Source organism: Atrimonas thermophila (genome assembly GCF_045864955.1).
GTDB lineage: Bacteria > Atribacterota > Atribacteria > Atribacterales > Thermatribacteraceae > Thermatribacter > Thermatribacter velox.
Window position 1 is genome coordinate 1,954,862 of sequence record NZ_AP028803.1, and the last position, 22,088, is coordinate 1,976,949.

Annotated in this window: 23 protein-coding genes; 5 read left to right on the forward strand and 18 right to left on the reverse strand. The window is 47.9% G+C overall.

The genetic code is table 11. From position 1 onward, the window contains the following. Nucleotides 1-32: 32 nt before the first annotated feature. The 7 genes from ACKTT1_RS10145 to ACKTT1_RS10175 form a co-directional block, all read right to left on the reverse strand. Nucleotides 33-1,046: a substrate-binding domain-containing protein gene (locus ACKTT1_RS10145; RefSeq protein WP_369018468.1), complete on the reverse strand. Its 1,014-nt coding sequence runs from the start codon at nt 1,044-1,046 to the stop codon at nt 33-35. Between the two features lie 261 nt (nt 1,047-1,307). Continuing rightward, nucleotides 1,308-1,988 (reverse strand): DeoR/GlpR family DNA-binding transcription regulator, encoded by a 681-nt coding sequence (locus tag ACKTT1_RS10150; protein ID WP_412709469.1) that lies wholly within the window; start codon nt 1,986-1,988, stop codon nt 1,308-1,310. Between the two features lie 6 nt (nt 1,989-1,994). Further along, nucleotides 1,995-2,987, reverse strand: a complete 993-nt coding sequence (locus tag ACKTT1_RS10155) for an ABC transporter permease (RefSeq protein WP_369018466.1) — start codon at nt 2,985-2,987, stop codon at nt 1,995-1,997. Beyond that, nucleotides 2,977-3,966 (reverse strand): ABC transporter permease, encoded by a 990-nt coding sequence (locus ACKTT1_RS10160; RefSeq protein WP_369018465.1) that lies wholly within the window; start codon nt 3,964-3,966, stop codon nt 2,977-2,979. Before ACKTT1_RS10160 ends, ACKTT1_RS10155 begins: the two co-directional genes overlap by 11 nt. A gap of 25 nt (nt 3,967-3,991) precedes the next feature. Further along, nucleotides 3,992-5,536 carry a sugar ABC transporter ATP-binding protein gene (locus ACKTT1_RS10165; protein WP_369019369.1) on the reverse strand — a complete coding sequence of 515 codons (1,545 nt, stop codon included), beginning with the start codon at nt 5,534-5,536 and terminating at the stop codon, nt 3,992-3,994. A 60-nt stretch (nt 5,537-5,596) separates the two neighbouring features. Beyond that, nucleotides 5,597-6,601: a rhamnose ABC transporter substrate-binding protein gene (rhaS, locus tag ACKTT1_RS10170; protein ID WP_369018464.1), complete on the reverse strand. Its 1,005-nt coding sequence runs from the start codon at nt 6,599-6,601 to the stop codon at nt 5,597-5,599. Between the two features lie 219 nt (nt 6,602-6,820). Beyond that, nucleotides 6,821-7,804: an aldo/keto reductase gene (locus ACKTT1_RS10175; protein WP_369018463.1), complete on the reverse strand. Its 984-nt coding sequence runs from the start codon at nt 7,802-7,804 to the stop codon at nt 6,821-6,823. Nucleotides 7,805-7,962: 158 nt separating this feature from the next. Here ACKTT1_RS10175 and rfbA point away from each other — a divergent pair, with 158 nt between their 5' ends. Genes rfbA through ACKTT1_RS10200 form a run of 5 tightly spaced genes read left to right on the forward strand, consistent with a single transcriptional unit; the run spans nt 7,963 to nt 12,550 of the window. Next, nucleotides 7,963-8,838, forward strand: a complete 876-nt coding sequence (rfbA, locus tag ACKTT1_RS10180; protein WP_412709470.1) for a glucose-1-phosphate thymidylyltransferase RfbA — start codon at nt 7,963-7,965, stop codon at nt 8,836-8,838. After that, nucleotides 8,835-9,410 carry a dTDP-4-dehydrorhamnose 3,5-epimerase gene (rfbC, locus tag ACKTT1_RS10185; protein ID WP_412709471.1) on the forward strand — a complete coding sequence of 192 codons (576 nt, stop codon included), beginning with the start codon at nt 8,835-8,837 and terminating at the stop codon, nt 9,408-9,410. The genes rfbA and rfbC overlap by 4 nt, the downstream gene beginning before the upstream one ends. After that, the gene (rfbD, locus tag ACKTT1_RS10190) at nt 9,407-10,249 is read left to right on the forward strand and encodes a dTDP-4-dehydrorhamnose reductase (RefSeq protein ID WP_412709472.1); all 843 of its coding nucleotides are present in this window, start codon (nt 9,407-9,409) and stop codon (nt 10,247-10,249) included. Before rfbC ends, rfbD begins: the two co-directional genes overlap by 4 nt. Next, nucleotides 10,246-11,307: a dTDP-glucose 4,6-dehydratase gene (gene rfbB, locus ACKTT1_RS10195; RefSeq protein WP_412709473.1), complete on the forward strand. Its 1,062-nt coding sequence runs from the start codon at nt 10,246-10,248 to the stop codon at nt 11,305-11,307. The genes rfbD and rfbB overlap by 4 nt, the downstream gene beginning before the upstream one ends. Nucleotides 11,308-11,332: 25 nt before the next feature. Continuing rightward, a complete protein-coding gene (locus tag ACKTT1_RS10200; RefSeq protein ID WP_412709474.1) occupies nt 11,333-12,550 on the forward strand; it encodes a TIGR04013 family B12-binding domain/radical SAM domain-containing protein in 1,218 nt (405 codons plus the stop codon). Here ACKTT1_RS10200 and ychF read toward each other — a convergent pair. The 11 genes from ychF to ACKTT1_RS10255 form a co-directional block, all read right to left on the reverse strand. Continuing rightward, nucleotides 12,535-13,629: a redox-regulated ATPase YchF gene (ychF, locus tag ACKTT1_RS10205; protein ID WP_412709475.1), complete on the reverse strand. Its 1,095-nt coding sequence runs from the start codon at nt 13,627-13,629 to the stop codon at nt 12,535-12,537. The genes ACKTT1_RS10200 and ychF overlap by 16 nt on opposite strands. Nucleotide 13,630: 1 nt before the next feature. Continuing rightward, complete coding sequence (locus ACKTT1_RS10210) at nt 13,631-13,852, reverse strand: DUF951 domain-containing protein (RefSeq protein WP_369018456.1); 222 nt, start codon at nt 13,850-13,852, stop codon at nt 13,631-13,633. 19 nt (nt 13,853-13,871) lie between these two features. Then, nucleotides 13,872-14,387, reverse strand: a complete 516-nt coding sequence (locus tag ACKTT1_RS10215) for a nitroreductase family protein (protein ID WP_412709476.1) — start codon at nt 14,385-14,387, stop codon at nt 13,872-13,874. 26 nt (nt 14,388-14,413) lie between these two features. Beyond that, nucleotides 14,414-17,488: a hypothetical protein gene (locus tag ACKTT1_RS10220; RefSeq protein ID WP_412709477.1), complete on the reverse strand. Its 3,075-nt coding sequence runs from the start codon at nt 17,486-17,488 to the stop codon at nt 14,414-14,416. A 109-nt stretch (nt 17,489-17,597) separates the two neighbouring features. Continuing rightward, nucleotides 17,598-17,816, reverse strand: coding sequence for a hypothetical protein (locus tag ACKTT1_RS10225; protein WP_412709478.1), 219 nt, complete (start codon nt 17,814-17,816; stop codon nt 17,598-17,600). Further along, nucleotides 17,813-18,745: a hypothetical protein gene (locus tag ACKTT1_RS10230; RefSeq protein ID WP_412709479.1), complete on the reverse strand. Its 933-nt coding sequence runs from the start codon at nt 18,743-18,745 to the stop codon at nt 17,813-17,815. Before ACKTT1_RS10230 ends, ACKTT1_RS10225 begins: the two co-directional genes overlap by 4 nt. Next, nucleotides 18,746-19,267: a ferredoxin domain-containing protein gene (locus ACKTT1_RS10235; RefSeq protein ID WP_412709480.1), complete on the reverse strand. Its 522-nt coding sequence runs from the start codon at nt 19,265-19,267 to the stop codon at nt 18,746-18,748. It lies immediately after the preceding gene. Nucleotides 19,268-19,282: 15 nt separating this feature from the next. Beyond that, nucleotides 19,283-20,158 (reverse strand): radical SAM protein, encoded by an 876-nt coding sequence (locus ACKTT1_RS10240; protein WP_412709481.1) that lies wholly within the window; start codon nt 20,156-20,158, stop codon nt 19,283-19,285. A 3-nt stretch (nt 20,159-20,161) separates the two neighbouring features. Then, nucleotides 20,162-20,497: a cupin domain-containing protein gene (locus ACKTT1_RS10245; protein ID WP_412709482.1), complete on the reverse strand. Its 336-nt coding sequence runs from the start codon at nt 20,495-20,497 to the stop codon at nt 20,162-20,164. A 12-nt stretch (nt 20,498-20,509) separates the two neighbouring features. Then, a complete protein-coding gene (locus ACKTT1_RS10250) occupies nt 20,510-21,667 on the reverse strand; it encodes an iron-containing alcohol dehydrogenase family protein (RefSeq protein WP_412709483.1) in 1,158 nt (385 codons plus the stop codon). 2 nt (nt 21,668-21,669) lie between these two features. Continuing rightward, nucleotides 21,670-22,086, reverse strand: a complete 417-nt coding sequence (locus ACKTT1_RS10255; RefSeq protein WP_412709484.1) for a secondary thiamine-phosphate synthase enzyme YjbQ — start codon at nt 22,084-22,086, stop codon at nt 21,670-21,672. Nucleotides 22,087-22,088: the final 2 nt, after the last annotated feature.

The window sequence follows — 22,088 nt, forward strand, 5'->3', positions numbered from 1 at the left end:
ACGCCGGGGTGAAGCACCCCGGCGTTTCTTCTTCAGAAGCCAAGAGATTCTGCAGTTTCAGCATCAGGCATGATTTTGATTTGGTTCACGCTGATAACTTTTCCTTCCACCTTAATGGGTCCAAGACCCGGAATTTCCATCCCCTCTTTAATCTCCACACCATCAAGAATTTGCTTGGCAATGTAAACCATAGCGTATCCAGCATCTTTGGGATCCCAGAGTTGTGCCCAGTCCACAGCCCCGGTGGCAAGGTATGGAGCAACAGTGGAGGGAATTGCGCTTCCCACAACGATAATTTCGTCCTCCATGCCCTTTTCAGCCACAGCTTGAGCTGCTCCAATCGGACCCAGGCTACCCCAACCAATTACTGCTTTGAGTTGATCACCATAGGTAGTAATCAGGTCAAGAACTGCCGCCCGAGAATCTTCAACAGATTCGGCGGTGGGTAGGCGGGAAGTAAGTTCCTTCAGAAAAGGATACTTTTCCTTTGCATATTCAAGCGCCACATCAGCCCAGTAATTGTGAAGAGGCACCGTAAGACTTCCCACCAGCATTACAAAACCAGCCGGGTTTTCAGGGGTGTACTTATCAAGCTCGCCCATTTCCTTAAGTTCTTCCACAATAGCATCGATGGGCTGCTGTCCGTATTTTACGCTGTCGATGGTTTCAACATCCCAATCGATGGCTTCAGTTTCAAACGGTGACTCATGAGTAATAACCACAATACCCCGCTCCCGTGCCTTGTTGAAAACTGGAACCAGAGCTTTGGCGTCGTTGGGAACTACACACACTGCATCCACACCACGGGTTACCAGGTCTTCGACCATTTGAACCTGAGGTGCTGGATCAGCAGTTGCCGGACCAGTAAGATAAGCGTTTACACCGAGTTCCTTTGCCGCCTGCTCTACACCTTCCGCCATGCGATTAAACCAGGGAATACCTGCAATCTTGACTACTACCGCAATTTCATACGGTTCCGCTGCAAAAGCTACCGAAGTCCACACCAGAAGGCCCAAAAGCAGGAAAAACACCACCAAACGCTTCATAGGTGATCACCCCCCTTTATAGATTGTAACAGAAAGGGTTTTGGTGTCAACAAATACCGGTTGCCAGTCCCAGCTCTGAAATGCATAATCAGAACATCAATCAGCGTTTTGCCAACAGTTGTTCATCACCTAGCAGCCGAAGAAAAGTCACCAAGTGTTACTTTTACCACCTGAATCCCCATATCCTCGAGTTTTTTCGCCAGAGTAGAATCGAGATATTCATCAGTAAATATCCTGGTCACTTTTCGTAACTCACAGATTTTAAAAAAAAGCTACTTCCTGGAATTTCCGGCTTTCGGCAACCAGAATAACCTCGCAAGCAGAGTTAACCATGACTTTCTTAAGGTTTGCCTCGAGCTCAAAAACATCGGCAAGATATCCCTCGTTAACCAGAATTGCCCGAGCTCCCAGAAAGATTTTATCAGCATAATAATTCCGCGCAGCTTCCTCTGCCTGAGGTCCCACGAAAGAAAAAGACGGTGGGTGAAGGGTACCTCCAGTAGCAATAATGTTAAAGTTAGGATTAGAAGCTAAACTGATGCAGATATCCAGTGAGCTGGTAAGGATGGTCACTTTCTTGTCAGGGTCCATGTTCCGGGCAACCTGCAGGGCAGTAGTACTGGCATCAAAGATAACTGAATCTCCGTCTTCAATGATTTTTGCAGCTTCCTTTCCAATAGCTTCCTTAATTTCGCGGTTGGTAACTTCACGAAGCGAGAGGGGGATTTCGACACTGCTTGTCTTCACTCGGGAAGCTCCACCATAAATCCTGCGTAATAAACCCTGCTGCTCCAGCAATTTCAAATCCTGGCGGATAGTGTCTTCACTCACCCCAAAGGTTTGTGCCAACTCCTTCACAGTAAGGGTTCGGCGAGTATTCAGAGACTCCAGAATTTTAAGGCGTCGTTCTTCGGCAATCAAACCACTTCTTCTCTTCAGCATAAGAACCTACGACACCACCTGACGCGTACGCCTGGAAGCAAAAAGGTTGGGAAACATGACCACGCAGACCAACACAAAACCGATGATTACCATCATGACCTGACCTGGAACGTTGCGAAGCCCCATGCCATAACGCAAAAAGCGCATGAGAATAAGTGCAAGACAAGCTCCCAAAATAGTCCCCTTACCTCCGGCCGGGTTTGCCCCCCCTAAAACAGCAATAGCAATAACTTCGAGTTCATAACCGGTCGCCACATTGGGCCGAGAGCTGCCCAGTTTAGAAGTGAGAAAAACTGCTGTCACCCCAGCCATGAGTCCGTTAAGAGTAAAAAGGATTCTCCGCATTTTTCCTACCGGCACGCCAGAAAAAAGGGCCGCCTTTCGGTTGGTACCTATTGCAAATATCTTGCGTCCGAAAGCAGTTCGATGGAGCAAAATACCGTACACGACTGCGCACAAAAGGAAGGCTACCAACATAAAAGGGATGTGAGTCTTGCCCACATACCCCCAGGCCAGATACGAATACCAGAGCGGAAAACCACTGATTGCTTTATCACCGAGCAGGATATAGGCAATACCTCGATAAAGCGAAAAACCAGCTAAGGTTACTATGATGGCTGAGAGATTCGGTACGCGGGAAATGAGAAGGCCGTTGAAATACCCACACAGGGTTCCCACTCCCAGAGCTACAAAAATAGCAAGCGCCATGGGAACACCTGCTCGATGAGCCATGGCCATGAGGACCGAAGATAGAGCGACAATGGAGGCTACCGAAATGTCTATCTCACCGGCAACCAAAACCAGTACCATGGGAAACACCATAAACCCGGCCTCGAGAAACACCGAAAGTGCGTCCATAATGCTTGCATAACGCAAAAAATGTGGAGAAAGCTGGGCGTTGACCACAAACGTAATGCCAATAAGAACCAAGAGAAGCCATTCCCAGCGAAAGACAAAAAACTTCGTCTCTCGGCGGAGGAATTCTTTATCACGCTCCATAGCGCATCCTCCTCAACTCTTCGCGCTGCCTGAGCTGCGCTCGCTCAGCACTGCGGGTAATAAGGGCATTTACCACCGCAGCAACCAAGATAATTATTCCCTGAAGAGCCATCTTCCAGAAAGGAGAAACCCTGATCATGGGTAGGGCATTATTGATTATTCCAATGGTTATGGCTCCCAAGAAAACCCCGGGAACAGTTCCCACACCACCGGTTATGCTCACCCCTCCCAGAACACAGGCAGCAACCACCGTGAGCACAAAGCCCGAAGCAGTGTCGTTCTGAGCCGAGGCATACCTGGCCACCCACATAACCCCTCCCAGGCCAGAGAGTGCCCCCGAAATAACGTAGACCAGCCAGGTGATAAAGGTGGTATTGATGCCGATGACTTTCGCAGCCTCAAAATTGCTTCCCACCGCATAGATTTCCCGTCCCGTACGGGTATGGTTAACGAAATAATAAAAGACCACATACACAATTAGAGCAATGGTTATCAGGTTGGAAATACCCAAAAGCCTTCCCGTCGCCATGGATTTGAACGATTCAGGCATCTCGTGAGCACTGACCCAACGGCCACCACTCACTATAAAGGTAATACCCCGATAGATGTACATCATGCTCAAAGTGGCAATGATGGGAAGAACTTTCCCTTTAGCCACAATGAGACCAGTTACCGAACCCAAAAGTGCGCCGAAAACCAGCCCGAAAACCAGAATTAAAGGCGGCGAGAGATGAGGATTGTCTCGAACCAGGATACCTGAAACCATACCCGCCAGAGCAAGAACCGATTCAGTGGAAAGATCAATCCCTCCAGTAACCAAAACCAGCATCATGCCCACTGCCATCACGGCGAGGACTGAAGTATCGATAAGCATATCGTGAAGGTTGCCCCAGGTCAGGAAGCGGGGATTGCGCATACCGATGACGGTAGAAATAATCACAATAAAAACAATAATCCCTAATTCCCTGAAACCTCGCATTTGCAATACAAATTCCGAAAAAGACTTATTGCTCCCTTTCACCTGTAGCGCTCACCACCTGATGCCTATTACCCAGTTGAGTAACACCCACTGCCATTTCCATAAGCTTTTCCTGAGTGGCCTCCCGACGTTCAAGGATACCACTTACTCTCCCCTCACACATGACCAGAATACGGTCACTCATCCCCAGAATTTCCGGCATTTCAGAAGAAATCATGATAATCCCTAACCCCTGTTGTGCAAGTTCTGACATAATACGGTGAATAGCAGCCTTAGCTCCTACGTCCACTCCGTGCGTTGGTTCATCCAGAATAAGAATCCTAAGTCGGGCAGCAAGTAGTTTGGCTACCACAACTTTTTGCTGGTTACCGCCTGAGAGTGAACTAACCGGGCTGAAAATAGAAGGAGCTTTGATTTTCAAAAGTTCGAGCATCTTTGAGGAAAGCTGGTGTTCACGCTCTGGCTGAAGCCAACCGTGCCGGGTGAGAGAATCAAGGATGATGATGGCAATATTATCATTAATGCTCATTGGTAAGAACAACCCCTGCTGCAGGCGGTCTTCAGGAAGATACCCAATACCACAGGCAATGGCATCCAGAGGACTTCGGATAGTAACTTCTTTTCCTTCCACAAAAATTTTGCCTTGGTCTGCTGGAGCAATACCAAACAGGGCGTGAGCCACCTCGGTCCGACCCGAACCTACCAGACCGCTCATACCCAGAATTTCTCCTGTGTGCAAGGTGAAAGAAACATTGGAAAAATAGCCCATCCGGGACAAGCCTTCCACCCGCAAAAGCTCTGCTCCTCGCTCCACCTGAATTTTGGGGAAGAGCTGGTCGATTTCTCGACCCACCATAGCTCGGATGAGCTCTCTCTCACTCACCCCGTCCACCATCCAGGTCCCCACTTTTCTCCCATCTCGCAAAACGGTTACCCGGTCAGCAACTTCAAAAATGTCCTCAAGGCGGTGCGAAATAAAAATGATGGAGGTACCACGTGCCTTCAACTGCTTCATAATTCTGTATAATTCTTCAGCCTCTCGCTTGGTAAGCGCCGCGGTGGGTTCGTCCATAATCAAAACCCGGGCATCGATTGACAGAGCCTTGGCAATCTCCACTATCTGCTGCTGAGCAGCACTCAGAGAACCTACCGGCGTTGAAGGGTCGAGGTCCGAACCCAGGGATTCAAGAAGCTCCCAAGCTTTTTTGCGCATTTCCCTCCAGTTAAGGCGCTTAAAAAGCGGACTCACCAGAGGATGGCCCAGAAAAATATTCTCCGTAATGGTAAGATGCGGGAAAGAAGCCGGTTGCTGATACACTGCAGCTATTCGGTAGCGGAGTGCTACAGTGGGATTATGAAAAGTCACTTTCTGACCTTCCCACCGAATTTCCCCAGTATCCGGCTGGTGGACCCCGGTGATAATTTTAATAAGAGTGGATTTGCCGGCACCATTTTCACCTACCAGGGCGTGAATTTCCCCTTTGCGAAGGTCAAAATCAACCTGCTCCAGAGCCTTGATGCCGGGAAAATATTTGGATATTCCACGCAATTCAAGAATATTCTCGCTCAACTCATTCACCCCATAAAAAACCAAGGGGCAGGGCTAACCCTGCCCCTCAAAAAGCAGGCTTTAGAACACGTCCTTCCACTCGTCAATGTTGGACGCATCGAAGCGGAAAGGAGGTCCAAGCAGCACCTCAGTCCCGCCATCCTCGGCTTTGGTGATGGTCCGCTCGCCAAGTCTTCCTGCAGTGAAGGTCTCACCCTCTTTGCCGGTTATAGTACCTTCACAGAGAAGCCCTGCAACGTAAGCAGCAAGATAACCCAGATCCACCGGGTTCCAGAGATAGAAGGCTTCACAGGCTCCATTCTTAACCCATTCAGCCATCTCACTGGGAAGGCCTAAACCGGTGAGCTTGATTTTTCCAATCAAACCCGCATCGGTAATAGCCTTGGCAGTGGCGCTTATACCAACAGTAGTTGGAGAAATTATACCCTTGAGGTTGGGGTAGGATTTGAAAAGACCCATCGCCTCATTATAGCTTTTATCCCGCAAGTCATCTCCATAAACAATGGCTGCAAGACGCATCTTGGAGTATTTGGGATCTTTGAGCTCTTCCTGCATCCAGCGAATCCAGGTATTTTGATTGGTCATAGTAGCCGCTGCCGAAAGAATAGCAATTTCACCTTCATAGCCAATCATCTCGGCAATGGCCTGAACCTGAAGTCTTCCAATTTGTTCGGCATCGGCCTGGTTCACGTGGACGATGCGGCCCTGGGGATTCACTGCTGAGTCAAAGGAAACGACTTTTATGCCGTTGGCCATAGCTTTTTTGAGAACTGGAACCAGGGCATTGAAGTCGTTGGCACTCACGCAGATAGCATCTACATTCTGAGCAATAAAGTTCTCAATGATTTCAATTTGCCCCTCTACAGTGGGAGTAGGTGGACCCTGGAAAATAAAGGTGTTCCCAAGTTCATCACATGCTTCTTGACCACCACGGGCACAAGCCTCAAAAAAAGGATTCCCTACATTCTTTACCAGCATCCCAATGGTAAAGTCCTTTGCAGAAACCCCAAAAGCAAGTACACCACACAAAAGTAACAACACCGCAGCGAAAAGAAGCTTTCTCATTCCCCTCACCCTCCTTTGTAAATATTACGCAAGACTAAAAGCAGTAAGCACGAATTAGAAAATTTTGGAAAAATCTCACCTCCTTTTTATTATTTTAATCATTTCCCGGAAATCGGTCAAGATTTTTCCCAATTTGCCCGTAATTTCTCCAGATTTTCCCGTTTTTTTCCAAATACAACCCCACTGGGCAACTGGAGAATGCCATAAGCTTCACAACCTCTACCAGCGGTGATGCACTGCACTGCGTATGTAGCGCTCGTAAATTCCCCTAACTTTTTCCATCACTCCCTCTTCAAGCGGCGGCAAGCTGGAGCTCAACGCATTTTCCTCAGCCTGGCGAGGGTTTTTAGCACCCGGAATAACCGTGCTCACCTCGGGAAACATCAAAATCCACTTCAGGGCAAACTGGGCCATGGTAAAACCCGCAGGAAGTATTTCCCGAAGCTCTGCAACCGCCCGTAGGCCCTGTTCCAGGTCCACTCCAGCAAAAGTTTCTCCACGGTCAAAAGCCTGCCCAAAGCGGTTAAAGTTGCGGTGGTCATCAGGTGGAAAAACGGTATCGGGGGTGATTTTTCCAGTGAGCAAACCACTGGCTAAGGGGACTCTCGCGATAATGGCCACTCTTTTTTCTCTACAACGAGAAAAGAAAAGCTCTGCAGGACGTTGCCTAAACATGTTGAAAATAATCTGCACACTGCGCACTCCCGGATATTCGATGGCCTTAAGACCTTCTTCCACTTTTTCAACACTAACTCCATAATAGCGAATCTTTCCTTCGGCAACCAGCTTGTCCAGGGCTTCAAAAACTTCGGGACGGTAGTAAACTTCTGTCGGTGGACAGTGCAGTTGTAAAAGATCGATGGTCTCGGTTTCCAGGTTTTTCAAGCTCCGCTCTACAAATGCCCTCAGATTTTCCTCCGTATAGCCGTCTGCAATATGGGGAGAAAGCCTCCTTCCCGCTTTGGTAGCCACAAAAACCGGTTCCCGGCGTTCCCGAAGGACTCGGGCTATCAAGCGCTCACTACGTCCGTCTCCATATACATCGGCAGTATCAATGAAGTTGACCCCGCAATCAATGGCTTTGTGTAATGCAGAAATGGCATCTTTCTCCTCAACTTTTCCCCAACCCCCACCTATGGCCCAGGCACCAAAACCCACTTCACTTACCGCCCAACCACATCTTCCAAAAACCCGATAATTCACAATTTCACCTCCAACCAGCACAATATTTTTACCGCTATTCTCCCCATCAGTATAACACTCTGCAAAACTTTCAGGCTCCCAAACAGAAACGCTTCCAAAACCAATCTAAATGGGAAATGCTCTGTGATAAAATAAGTTTCAAGGAGAAAAGACCAACCATGAAAGCTCTGATTCTTTCTGGAGGACACGGAACCAGACTCTACCCGATAACCAAAGCAGTGAGCAAACAGTTGCTCCCGGTTTATGATAAACCTATGATTTATTATCCGCTTTCTACAGTTATGCTTTCTGGAATTCGCGAAATACTACTCATCACCAACCCCGAGTATTTGGGCCTTTACCGCAGACTGCTTGGCGATGGTTCACAACTGGGCATTCACATCGAGTACGCCGTACAAAACGAACCTCGAGGCTTGGCTGACGCTTTTTTAGTAGGAGAAAGGTTTATCGCTGGTGAAAAATGCATGTTGATTCTGGGCGACAACATCTTCCATGGTCGGGGCTTTGGTGCCACGTTACGCAGAGCGGCTTCTCTGGAGAAAGGAGCCCTCATCTTTGGTTACTACGTTAAAAATCCCAGCGCTTATGGGGTGATTGAAATTGACGCCGAAGGAAAAGCCCTCTCCATTGAAGAAAAGCCTTCACAACCTCGCTCCCCCTATGCGGTGCCCGGGCTTTATTTCTACGATGAGAAAGTAGTGGAATTTGCCAAAGAGCTAAAACCCTCTGCCCGGGGGGAACTGGAAATAACCGACCTTAACCGCAAATACTTGGAGCGAGGAGAACTCCAGGTAGAAATCCTGGGCCGAGGTTTCGCCTGGTTAGACATGGGAACTTGCGAGAGTTTGCTCGAAGCAGCCAATTTTGTGGAAACCATACAGAAAAGACAGGGGTTTTACATCGGCTGCATCGAAGAGGTAGCCTATCGAATGGGTTATATTGATCGTGAACAGTTACTCAAACTGGGCAAGGCAATGGAAAAAACTGACTACGGAAAATACTTAATTGAAATTGCTAACGGAGAGCAAAAATGAGTGAGTTTTTGAAAATTCCCACCGAGCTTCCCGATCTTTTTCTGATTGAACCCCAAATTTTCAAGGACCAGCGGGGGTTTTTCATGGAGTTCTGGAATCAGCAAGCCTTTGCTAAAATAGGCCTTAAGCTTCAATTTGTTCAGGATAATCACTCTCGCTCCCAAAAGGGGGTATTGCGAGGGCTACACTTCCAGGACCCTCATCCTCAGGGTAAATTAATCCGGGTAGTTCGAGGTAGCATTTTCGATGTGGCAGTGGACCTGCGTACCTCGTCACCCACCTTTGGCAGGTGGTGGGGAACGATTCTCAGCGAAGAAAACTTCCGCATGCTTTACATACCTCCCGGTTTTGCCCACGGTTTCTTAGTCCTGAGTGATTGGGCTGACGTTATTTACAAAGCCACTGACTACTACCATCCCAAATGCGAAGGGGGAATTCGCTGGGACGACCCGGAACTGGGCATTGAGTGGCCTTTACAGGAATATGGCATTACCAGACCCTTGCTTTCTCGCAAAGACGAAAGCTGGCCTTCGTTCAGCGAATGGCTACGCAAAAAATGGGGGAAACTATGAAAGTTCTTTTAACGGGAGCCTGGGGGCAGCTTGGTCAGGCCTTTCAGGAACTCTTTGAAAAAGAGGGAATACATTACTGTGCCCGGGGACACCAAGAGTTGGATATCACTAACCTGCAGCTTCTGCGAGAAGCCATCCGGGGCAAGGGTTTCACCCACATTATAAACTGCGCTGCCTTCAACGACGTGGATAGAGCGGAAAAGGAGTGGCAAAAAGCCTACCTTGTAAACGGCATAGGCGTGCGCAATTTAGCCATAGTCGCTCAAGAAGAGAACATAGAGCTCATGCACTTTTCAACCGACTACGTCTTTGACGGCCAGAAGGGCACTCCTTATACCATTTTTGACACACCCTGTCCCCTTAACCGTTACGGAGAGAGCAAACTACTGGGAGAAAAGCTGATACTTCTTGCCAGTAAATGGTACCTTATCCGAACCAGCTGGGTATTTGGAAAAGGAGAAAGGAACTTTCTCCGTAAGGTACTCTCCTGGTCTACAAAGCAAAATCGGTTGCGTATCGCCTGCGATGAAGTAAGTTCCCCCACCTATGCAAATGACCTGGCCCGGGCCAGCTACCTACTTTTACGGGAAGGGGCCTGGGGTATATATCACATAACCAATACCCCAGCCAGTCGTTACCAGTGGGCAGAGTATTTCCTGAGAAAAACAGGCTGGAAAGGAGCAATAGAGCCAGCTCGGCAGGAGGAATTTTCTCTCCCTGCCCACAGACCAAAATTCTCGGTGCTCGACAATTTTGGATTAAAAGAAACCATCAATTTTCAGATGCCCAGCTGGGAAGAAGCTACTGAGCGTTTCATAAGGGAGGAAATCCTCAAATGATTTTACTGGTAACCGGATGCGCAGGATTTATCGGCAGTAATTTCGTACACTTCTACCTGCGTTCAAAATCCGAATGCAAAATTATTGGCCTCGATAAACTGACCTACGCTGGTAATCTGGAAAACCTGGCCCCAGTGCAACAAAAAGAAAAAGAGCGCTTCATTTTTGTGCGGGGAGATATTGCCAACACAGAGCTTGTGGAACATTTGTTTTCTCTTTACGACATCGATGTGGTGGTCAACTTTGCTGCGGAGTCTCACGTAGACCGCTCCATTGACAATCCTCAAGTTTTTCTGCAAACCAATGTCATGGGAACTCAGAATCTACTGGAAGTGGCCAGAAAAAATTGGCTCCAGAAAGACAAATCAACACAGAATAAAAAATTCATTCAAATCTCTACTGATGAAGTCTATGGCACTCTGGGTCCCGAGGGTCGATTTACTGAAGAAAGCCCTCTTTGTCCCCGAAGCCCCTACGCAGCCAGCAAGGCAGCTGCGGACTTATTGGCCCGTTCTTACTGGGTTACCTATGGTCTCCCGGTAGTCATAACCCGCTGCTGTAATAACTACGGGCCGTATCAGTTTCCGGAAAAGCTCATCCCTTTTATGATCTGGAACGCCCTCAAACATCAGGAACTTCCCATTTATGGTGACGGAAGGCAAATCCGGGATTGGCTTTATGTACTCGACCACTGCCGTGCTCTGGCCCTGGTGATTGAAAAAGGAAAACCGGGAGAAGTGTACAATATAGGAGCCCAGGAAGAACGAGAAAATCTGGAAGTGGTGCACAAAATTCTGGCAATTCTTCAGAAGAAAACTGGAGATCCGCTTATAAATGAAAAACTAATCCGTCACGTAAAGGACCGCCCGGGTCATGACCGGCGCTATGCATTGGAGGTAAGTAAGATAGAAAAAGAGTTGGGGTGGAAAAAAGAAATCTCCTTTGAAGAAGGACTGGAAAAGACTGTGGAGTGGTACCTCAACCACCACCAGTGGTTAGAGCGGGTGATATCCGGAGAGTATCTGGATTTTTACCAGAAATGGTATCGGAAAAGATAAAAACTATCGCAGGAGAAACAAAAGGTTGACTAAACAAAAACCTGCCCTGCTAGTTCTCTACGAAAGACCTAACCGGTTTAGCCTTAACGCTATTTTGGGAGCTATCGGTAACCGCAAAGAGTTTAACATCAAATTTTGTACCTCCTCAGAAGAACTCTACCAGGTAGCCTTGTCATCCAGCAAAGCATTGCTTTTGGTCTCTTCCATGAGCAAGGAATGGAGAGAGCGCAGAGCATTGCTTCAGGAACTTCGCGAGAAAAACCCTCATCTTGGCATCTGTGTTGGCGGTCCCCACCCCAGCGCAAAAAGCGCCGATTTTGAAGGAATAGCGCACTGGATTGTGAAAGGGGAAGGAGAAAAAACCATAGCGAAAGTTCTCCAGGAATGGAAAGAGAAACCTCTCCCGCAAACATCACGCGTACTCAAGGGAGAACCCGTTGTGTTGGGTGAATATCTTCCCTCACCAGTCTGGTTGGGCATATTCGGTCCTTTGGAAATAACCCGAGGTTGCCCTTTCGGATGTTACTTCTGCCAAACCAGCTATCTCTTCGGCAAAAAACCCCGCCACCGCCCCTTGGAAGCAATACTGGAATATGCCCGTATGATGTCCAAAAATAACCTGACCGACATTCGCTTCATTTCTCCCAATGCTCTTTCCTACGGTTCTCCCGATGGAAAAACACTTAATCTTGATGCTTGCTTAAACTTGCTTTCGGGGATACGGCGCATAATTGGAAAAAGGGGGCGCATTTTCTTTGGCTCTTTTCCCTCAGAAGTGCGTCCAGAATTTCTGAACCAGGAAGTAGCTCGGGAACTCAAAAAATTGGTTGACAACCGTAATCTGGTTATCGGTGCCCAATCGGGAAGCGACCGCTTACTTCGGACAATCGGGCGGGGTCACAGTAGTGAAGATGTTTTGCAGGCAGCAGAGGCTGCAGCCTCTGCTGGTTTTGTCCCCATCGTGGACTTTATTTTTGGCTTTCCTCAGGAAAGCGAGGAAGACTTTCAAAGAACCGTTTCTCTCATTGAAAAGCTCCTTACCCAAGGCGCACAAATCCATGCTCATGCCTTTATGCCTCTCCCAGGTACTCCCTTTGCCAACACCATTCCCCGCAGGCTTACCCGGAAAGAACTAAAGCTCCTGGGAAATCTGGCCAGAAGAGGCCAGCTCTTTGGGCAATGGCAAACACAACAGAAGATAGCCGAGAAAATGCGGGGGGAAACCATTCAAACCGAAAAGTGAAAATAGAGCAAGTCTCCATCCTGAACCCGATAATCTTTTCCCTCCAAGCGAACGCGGCCCAGGGCTTTAGCTTGCTCCAGAGAACCAATTTCGAGAAGCTCCCGGGCGTTGATGACCTCAGCTTTAATAAATCCCTTTTGCATGTCGGTATGCACTTTACCTGCTGCCTCTTTCGCTGTAGAGCCCTGCAACAGTTCCCAGGCACGAAGTTCTTTATCACCAAAAGTGTAAAAAGTGATCAACCCCAGGGTGGCGTAGGTCTCACGAATAAAGGCTGTAAGACCGCTCTCCTCCAGACCAAACTCCTGCATGAAAACTGTACGCTCCTTGAGATCTTCAATCTCCTGAAGCTCTTCCTCCAGCTTGACAAGCAGAGGAAGTAGCGGGGCTCCTTCTTGTTTACACCAGGCTTCCATTTTCTGATAAAGAGCACGAGCTTGTTCGCTCTCATCAAGGTTGGCAAGGTAAATGATGGGCTTAAGGGTAATCAATTGAAAAGGTTTCAAAATAACCCTTTCTTCTTCACTAAAAGTAAGCTTGCGAAGAGGTATCCCCTGGGAAAGAGCATCTCGAACGCGCAAAAGCAGGTCTCTTTCTTTTTCCAGCTCTTTACTGGAAGTCTTTTTGAAAAGCTCCTGAACTTTTTGAAGACGCCTTTCTACAATCTCCAGGTCCGAGAGCATGAGCTCAATATCCACCACTTCTCGGTCCCGCAGGGGATCAAGCTCTCCCATAAAATGAGGAATATCAGGATCCATAAAAAAGCGGATTACTTCCACTACAGCGTCCACGCCGCGTATGGCACTCAAAAACTGGTTACCCAAGCCCTCTCCCTTACTCGCACCCTTCACAAGACCCGCAACATCCACAAATTCCACCGTAGCGGGCACTATTCGGGGAGGCTTCAGAATTTCAGCCAACCTTTCCAAGCGAGAATCAGGAACACTCACTACCCCCAGATTAGGCTCAATGGTACAAAAAGGGTAAGGAGCCACAGCAGCATGAGCCCGGGTGAGCAGATTAAAGAGGGTGGTCTTTCCAGAGTTGGGAAGCCCGATGATACCAGCCTTGAGGCCCATCTCAAATCTCCACAGCTATCTGGTGCGGTTTAAGTCGGATACCCCGGCGTACCACTTCCCGAATTTTGCGCTCCAGCTTACGCCGGGGTATCATTACAAAACGCCCACACCCCAGACATTTAATGCCAATATCCACCCCTACCCGGGTCACTTTCCACTCCGAACTACCGCAGGGGTGCTTCTTTTTCAACACCAGAACGTCATCCACTTCAATCCTGAGCACCAAGACGACTCACTTCCCGTCAGGGAGTATACACCTCTTCACTAACAATCCTCTCCAAGGATTTGCGCTGAGTAGCCTGAGGAACTTTCACCGGGTAACCTAAAGGAGTAATAGCCACCACTCTGACTTCAGGCGGTATTTCACAGATTTCTTTCACTTTTTCTTCATCGAAATCACCGATCCAGCAAGTCCCAAGCCCTTTGTTCCAGGCTGCAAGAATGAGGTGGGTGAAGGCAATAGCTACATCAATCGGCCAGCTTTCCATGTATTTGCCAATGAAACCACCCCGTCCCGTAGCACAGGCAACAATGACCACCGGAGCTTCGCCCACAAATTCCTGCCCTGAGCAAGCCTGAGCCAGATAGCGTTTCTTTTTTTCGTTTCTGACCACGATAAATTTCCAGGGTTGCAGATTTCCCGCGGAAGGCGCCATGCGAGCCGCTTCCAGAATCTCTTTTAAGTCTTCTTCCACAACCTCTTCACTGCGAAACTTACGAACGCTTCGACGAGATCTTATTACTTCGCTTAACTCCATAATCAGGCCTCCCTTTCCTGCACTTTTCAAGGATCGTTATCGGGAAAGCGGGGTATTTTAATCTCGGTATAAGGTTTCAATTTCAAAGGATCCGTAATCAGGTCCTTGTTAGCTTCCAAAATGATTTCCCACTTCCTGCCATCGCGATAGTACCGGCGAGCGATAGTCCATAGATTATCCCAGGGCAAGATAACGTAGGAAGTATACTTCTTGCTTTCTTCAAGCAGAGCACTCAAGCGCTCGTTCTCGCGTTGTAATTCCTCTATTTGCTGGTCCTTGGCAGCAAGCTCCTTTTGCAAGGCATCGATAGCTTCCTGTGCTTTGCGTTTTTCTTCCTCAAGTCGAGCAATTTCTTCAAGCGAACCCTTGGTTTCTTTAAGTTCCTGAATTTCCCGCTCAATGCGTTCCCGTTCCTGAATTTTTTCCTGAAGCCTCTGGTCGATGGTAGCTCTTTCCTCACCTAACCGGGCTATTTCAGACCGTAAGGCTTCCTTTTGCTGGGTCAATACGTCCAGGTCTTCCCGAACATTTTCCACCGCCTCTTTCTCCTCCAGGGTTTCCAAAATCTGATTCACTTTCTCCTCCAGAGTCTTCTTAGAAGCAGAAAGCTCTGCCAAGGCCTGTTTAATATTTTCCAGCTCCTGAGAATCCACTTTGGCATCTTCAAGTGCCGAAAGCATGCTCTCAGAGAGTTCCGCCATCTTTTTCTCTACAGCGTTTATTTTGATCTGAATTTCCTGACGTAGGGTCTCCTGAGCAAAGGTTTTCAAGGCCGAAAGCTGAGCCAGGACTTCTTCCAGAGTAGAGCTCAGTTCCTGAACAGCTTCTTGCTCAGGCACTTCATTGAGCCTCTGTAAAACACCGTTTAAAGATGCAGAAAGTCTGTCCACTTCTTCCTGCAAAGCGCTCAAACTTTCTCCAATGCTGGCTGCATCCAGTGAAGACCACTGCTCTTCCAAACTATTTATTTTCCGATCTATTTCCTGCAGTTGAGCTTCAAGCGCTTCCTTGGTAGCGGTTAACTGATTCATCTCTGAAACGATTTGTGCCACCTCTTCCCGATTTGCCTTCTCCTCAGCAAAGCTTGCCAGCTGTTGTTTCAATTCCTCGATAGCCTTCAATTTTTCCTCCCACTGGGCGAGCAACGACTCCCGCTGCTTTTTCAAAACAGCAATTTCCTCTTTAATGTTTAACTGTTCCTGGACCAAATCGGCCACTGATTGGGTCAATTCTTCAAGGTAAGCCTTATCAGGTAAACTGGCCAAAACTTTTTCAATTTCCCCCCTTGTGCTTTGAAGCAATTCCTGGAACTTTTGCTGCCAGCTTGCCCCCTCCTCGGCAATGGTAACCTTCAGCTTTGCGATATCATCCCCAAGCTGGGGAAGAGATTGTTTCAGCACATCCAAGCTCTGAACGAGCTGTTCATATTTTCCAAAAAGAGCGTTCAGATCTTCGCTCTTTCGACCCAAGTCTTCTTCAAGCTGCATCACCTGCTCAGAAATTCTACTCACTTCTTCCCGGAGCGAAGCAACAAGTTGCTCTCCCTGGGCTTTGATTTCCAGAAAACGTTCTTCCATCTCTTGCGCGTTCTCCTGCTGATATTGAGTAAACTCCTGCTCCAGGCTGCTAAAAGCGCCGTGTAGCTCATTGAGATTACGCTCAAAGTCTTCCAGCTTCCCTTGCAGAGTTTTTAGTTTTTCCTCAAGCAAGGAGCGCAGCGTTTCCCCTTCTTCTTTGCTCACAAACTGTTCAGGAAGCTGTGCCAAAGTATTCTTGAATTCTCCAAGCTGCGATTGCACAGCTCCAAGTGCCTGAGAAGTGTCTTGCAGGTTACGGTAAAGAAGATTAACCTTAGCCTGAAATTCTTTGCGGAGCTCTGAAGAGGTCTGGCTAACTTCAGCTTTGACCTCCTCAAGTGTCCCCGAAAGCTCATCAAAGGTGCTTTGCAGGTTATCCCGGAAAGCAAGCAATTCCTGCTTCAGGGTTTCTACTTCACCCTGCAAGGCAACACTTTGTTCGAGCTCTTCCAATCTCTTTTGGAGTTCGCCGATTGCTTTTTTGGAGTAATTCAAAAGCGCTGTCAAGCGCTGGTCAAGGTTCAAAGTGGCCACCTGTTTGGAAAGCTCCTCCAACCCTTTCTGCAAATCGGAAAGCTGGGCAACCTTCTCGCCAAGTTCACCCACCACCTGCACAAGGTCGTTTAAAGAACCCGAGGAATCTTCCAAACGTGCAAAGAGCTCCTGAACCTCAGCAGTAAGGGCATTCACTTTCTCCATCAACCAGCTTATGCTTTCTCCGCTTTGGTTAACCAGGTCTTCAAGGGACTTGACTTTATCAGAAAGCGCAGAAAGCTGAGCAGCTAAATCGCGAAGGTTTTTTTCAACCTCGGTTAGCCGGACCTGCAATGCCCCAAGTTTTTCCTCAAGCAAGGAGCGCAGCGTTTCCCCTTCTTCTTTGCTCACAAACTGTTCAGGAAGCTGTGCCAAAGTATTCTTGAATTCTCCAAGCTGCGATTGCACAGCTCCAAGTGCCTGAGAAGTGTCTTGCAGGTTACGGTAAAGAAGATTAACCTTAGCCTGAAATTCTTTGCGGAAATCCAAAGAGGTCTGAGCAAAGTTTTTTTCGAGATTTTCCAGCTTCTGGCTTAAAGCGGAAGAGGAAGTGCTAATCTCTTCCACACTCTGAGTAAGACGTGATAGCGCATCTTCCAGAGCACGAACTTTTTGATTTTGTTCCCCAAAATAACGCTGAATTTCTTCTCTGCTCATAAAAGCGCCAAGGCTTTGAGAGAGTTCAGAGATTGCACTCTCGTTTTTTGAAACAGCACCACCCAGTTCCTCAATAAAACTCTTCTGAGCAGAAAGCTCCTGAGCAAGCTCTCCTTGAGTTTTCTCCAAAGAATCAATGCGTGCCTCCAGCTCAGTTACATCTTCAGGAACAGTTGCTACTTTTTCGGAAAGATTTTTTAAAGCCTCCTGTTGAGAAGTAACAGTTTCCTGGATGCTGGAAAGCCGAGGTTGTAGCAGGTTAAACTCCACCAGGGCTACAATGGAAAGAATCAATGCCACAACGGCAATTAAAGCCCAGAACCAGTTTCTCAAGTTATCACCCCCATTTTTAAAAAGTGCAAGGCGGTTTATCTATTAGATTATAGCATAGCCGGAAAACGAAAAAGAGGCCCGTCAGGACTACTCGATGGAAATTGCAGTTTCAAAAGGGGAGGGAAAGATAGCGCAAAGGAGGGTAATCGTTGAAGAGTAAGGGATATACGACGTAACCCAGGAAAAACCAGACCCCCCAGAAAAGAGCCAGAATAACCCAGAACTTTAGCCCCGAGGTTTTCCTGTGTTCATCACTCCAGGACCGAACACCACTGGAAAGAAGGTCCTTTTTACCCCGCAGACGGTGCGTAACTTCTACTGGAATCATTCTTCCTCGCTCATAATTTTCCTGTACACAATCCGGGCAAAATCCTTCTTGGTATTGCGGTCAACAAACTTCAAGGCTCGTAAAAGTTCGTATTCCTTCTCGCTTAAGTGCCCTTCGTAAAATGTCTTCTCCAAGACCGGCACCCGGAAATACTCAAGCCCCAAGGTGGCAACCAGAAATTCTCTGCCTTCAGCAGTACGAATTCGGGCTTCCATCTTTTCGACCACAGAGAGATTACCGGAACGATACATTTCAACCACTTCTTCGCCAGAATAACCAGGCATGGTTTTAAACACCGTGTGCACCACAATGTTGCCCATCTCTTTACCAGAGCGAATTTCCTCCTTCACTTCCCAAAGCAACGGTGAAAAAACGATACTCTCTTCATCCAGCAAGGGCTGAGCCTCTTTAATATCCAGACCAAGACCCTGCAGCTTTTTAAGAGCTCGCTCCAGCACTACCTGGGGTGGTTCTGACTTCTCAATAGGTTCTTCAAGTGGTATCTGGGGTTGTTTCTCTTCTTGGAGTTTTTCCTGCTCAAGAGGTATGGATACTTCCTCCTCCTGTAGAGGTTGAAAAACCGTCTCCGGAGGCTTCTCTTCTTTCGGTGCCTCACTTTTGCGGCCTGCAGAGCGGGAAAGAGCATTCCAGGCCTTTCGAGCTTCCAGCTCTTTCAGAATTTTCCCTTTCCATCCGGCAACCGAAGTCGGCTCTTCGGAAGCAGCAGAATCCTCTGACAAAGGTTTTTTGGTACTTCTCTTGCGGGGAGGAGAAAAAATATCCTCTTCCTCACTTTCCTCCCACATCCTCCGCTCTCGGGCACTCTCACGAAGTATCAGCACAATGCTTATCAAAATAGCAACGATTAAAACTGCCAGGATCAAACCTATGATATCCTGAACTCGCAAAGCAAGGTCCACAATGTCCACCTATCCCTTTCTATCAAAATAAATATTCTTCCCATAGGCAGAAAGAGGAATACCCATTACCAGGTCATCGTCGCACATTCTGCTCAAGCGAGCCACTACTCCAATACGATACATGATACGGTTATCAACGTTAAAAATAGAGGCCGTCTTTACTGCAGAACCCAGAGCAATACCCAGGTCCAGCGCCCGCAGAACACACTGTGGTCCTTTGAAGTCTTTCATTTCTTTTGGTTGCAGCTCACTGCAAGAGCTAAATCCACAGGCTCCACAATTCAAGCCAGCCGGAGTGGCATCCTTTATACCCAGAAGCAACACTGCTTCTGAATCCTTAACATTCTGTCCATCTCTCACAAAACCAGCAATGCCTTTTTCTTTGCCATAGTTGATCATAGCCTCTCCCAGCTTCTGGGTTTCCTCTTTATCCAGCACCCTGACAGTCACAAAATCTTCTCCCTTGGTCTTGGGAGCAGTACGCGCTGCTATCGCCATAAAATGAGCAACCTGCTTGATTGCTTCCTGCATAGCTTCAACCCCCCACTACTGTAAGATAAGATTCGAAAGTCCCAGCTCTCGGGCAAAACGTACTACTTTCCGGTAAGTGTTGTCGTCAATAAAGCTGTTCAATTCAGGAAAGCACCCAGCTGAAACTTTATAAACCGGGCGGTACTGACGCATCAAGGTAACATGTACCTTCTTGGAAATATTTTCGGCTATAAAGCGAAGATTTTCAAGTGCTTCTTCAACCAGGCTGGGAATAAGCAGAATTCTGATTATTAAACCCTTTACCGCTATACCATTTAAAAGCATCACTTCGCCAACCTGCTTAAACATTTCAACAAGCGCCTGACGGTTGACCTTGGGATAATTGGGAACACCCGAATAGCGTAGAGCACTTTCTTCACTTGCATAGCGCATATCAGGAAGATAAATATTAACTACCCCTCGAAAAAGTTTCAGAGTCTCCAGTTTATCGTAACCCCCTGTGTTATAGACAATTGGAATACCCAAACCTTCTTCCCTTGCAATATACAGAGCCTTAAGTATCTGCGGTGCAAAGTGGCTCGGAGAAACCAGGTTTACATTGTGACATCCCATATGCTCCAAAGCAAGCATAATTCGGGCAAGATCCTCGACAGAAACAGCCTCTCCCTCTCCCAGTTGACTGATGGAATAATTCTGGCAATACACACACTTCATATTGCAGCCTGAAAAGAAAATAGTACCCGAACCACCCCACCCGGAAAGGATAGACTCTTCTCCAAAGTGAGGATGATAACTGGCTACCTCGGGCAAAAAACCAGCTCCGCACCGACCCCTTTCCCCCTGGAGCCGATTCACGCCACACTCCAGAGGACATACCTTACAGAAGCTGAGGCTACCCAAAAACTGCTCTACAGTTTCCAGGTCAACCATCGGTTAACAATTTATTTTGTCCTCGGGGAGATAGGGTGCTTTTATAAATATCCCTTTAAGAAAGCTACTTTCTGTGGCGCGTAAATCGTGACGTTCTTCGGGTTCAAGGCGTATTGCGTCTCCTGCTGAAACTCTAAGTTCCTCATCGTTAACCCGCATTATTCCCTCTCCCTCAAGGATGAAGAAAGTTTCCTCCACTTCCCTGTGGTAATGGGCTCCCATATTCTGGCCGGGCTTCAAGAAGACAATGCCCCAATCGATACGTGGACCACGGAAAAGATATTTGATACCCCAATCGCCGTTCCGATAGGGCTTTTCAGCTTCTTTGACCCTTTCCATGCCTCTCCCTCCTTACCAGGCTTCATAAAGGAGTTCCACTGCCTCATTGACACCAATAGGACGGGGGTTTTCTCTGAGACTACGCTGTATAAGCTCCTCCCTAACTACCTCTCGAAGCATCTCTTTCTTCACACCAAAGTCGCGCAACCTGGTACGCAGGCCAATTGTCTCCAGCAAATCTCTGAAAGACCTTTCAAAATTGTCTATAACCTCTCCCTGACTTTTACCCTCAATACCAACCGCCCTGGCAACGGTAACATACTTTTCACCCAGAACCGCTTTATTAAAACGCATAGTAATCGGGAACAGTAATCCACAGGCTTCACCATGGGGAATACCAAAAGCAGGACCTATAATGTGAGAGAGACCATGAGCAGGACCTGAAGAGGCGTTGGCAAAAGCCATAGCACTGATCATACTTCCCTTGGCAACCTGTTCTCTAAACTGTCGCTCATTCCCCTGTGCCACTGCACGGGGCAAGAATTGCCAGATTAGCCTTATTGCTTCAAGGGCCAGCAATTCACTAACCGGATTGGTACGAGGACTTGTGAAAGCTTCTATGGCTTGCACCAGAGCATCAATACCCGACGAAGCGGTAACGCGTGCGCTTAAAAAAACAGTAAACTGAGGGTCAATAATGGCCATTCGGGCTACCAGGTAAGGGCTGCGGAAACTTTTTTTGACTCCCGTGTGGTAGTTGGTCAAAACTGCATTGTTGGTCATCTCTGAACCAGTTCCAGCCGTAGTAGGCAGAGCCACCCAGGGAACACCTGGTTTTTCAAGCTGTTTGACTCCGTCAAAATAAGGCACCACGCTTTCATCTTGCCCCAGGAGACCAGCAATTGCTTTACCGCAATCCAGGACACTGCCTCCACCCAGAGATAAAACCAGGTCGCAGCGTTCCTGGTAAGCTTTATGTAAGCCAGCATCTACAATTTCCAAAGAGGGTTCGGGCTCGACCTGATCAAAAACTACCCACTCAAGGCCAGCTTGTTTTAGAGAAGAGGTTACCATCTCGAGAATGCCCGTTTCTCTGGTAGCCCTCTTTCCAGTCACCACAAAAGCCCTTTTCCCGAAAGGCTTGACCAATTCCCCTGTTTCTGTACCCTTTCCCCATCCAAAATAGATTTCCCGGGGAAGTCGGAAGACAAAGGGTCGCACTGCCTCCATCCTCACTCACCCACAATCTGCACTATTAAAGTCCTGGAACGGGGGCGATTATCAAAGTCGATAAAAACTATATCCTGCCAAGTTCCCCGTATGACTTTCCCATCCTTGAATGGCAAAGTCAAAGAAGGACCACTTGCTGCTGCCCGGACATGAGCGTACCCATTGCCGTCTCCCCAGCGTGCATTGTGCTGATACTCATCACGGGAGCTGGCTATCTTTTCCCAAAAGCGCTTCAAATCTTCAACCAGCCCGGGTTCAAATTCCATGGTGGTTACAATCCCCGTAGAACCGGGAACAAAAAGGCAAACGATGCCATCCTTCATGCCTGAGCGGGCAATCGCCTGTTCTACTTCTTCGGTAATATCAATGATATCGGTATGCCCTTTAGTAGAAAGCCTGATCTCACGGGTAACTACCACCT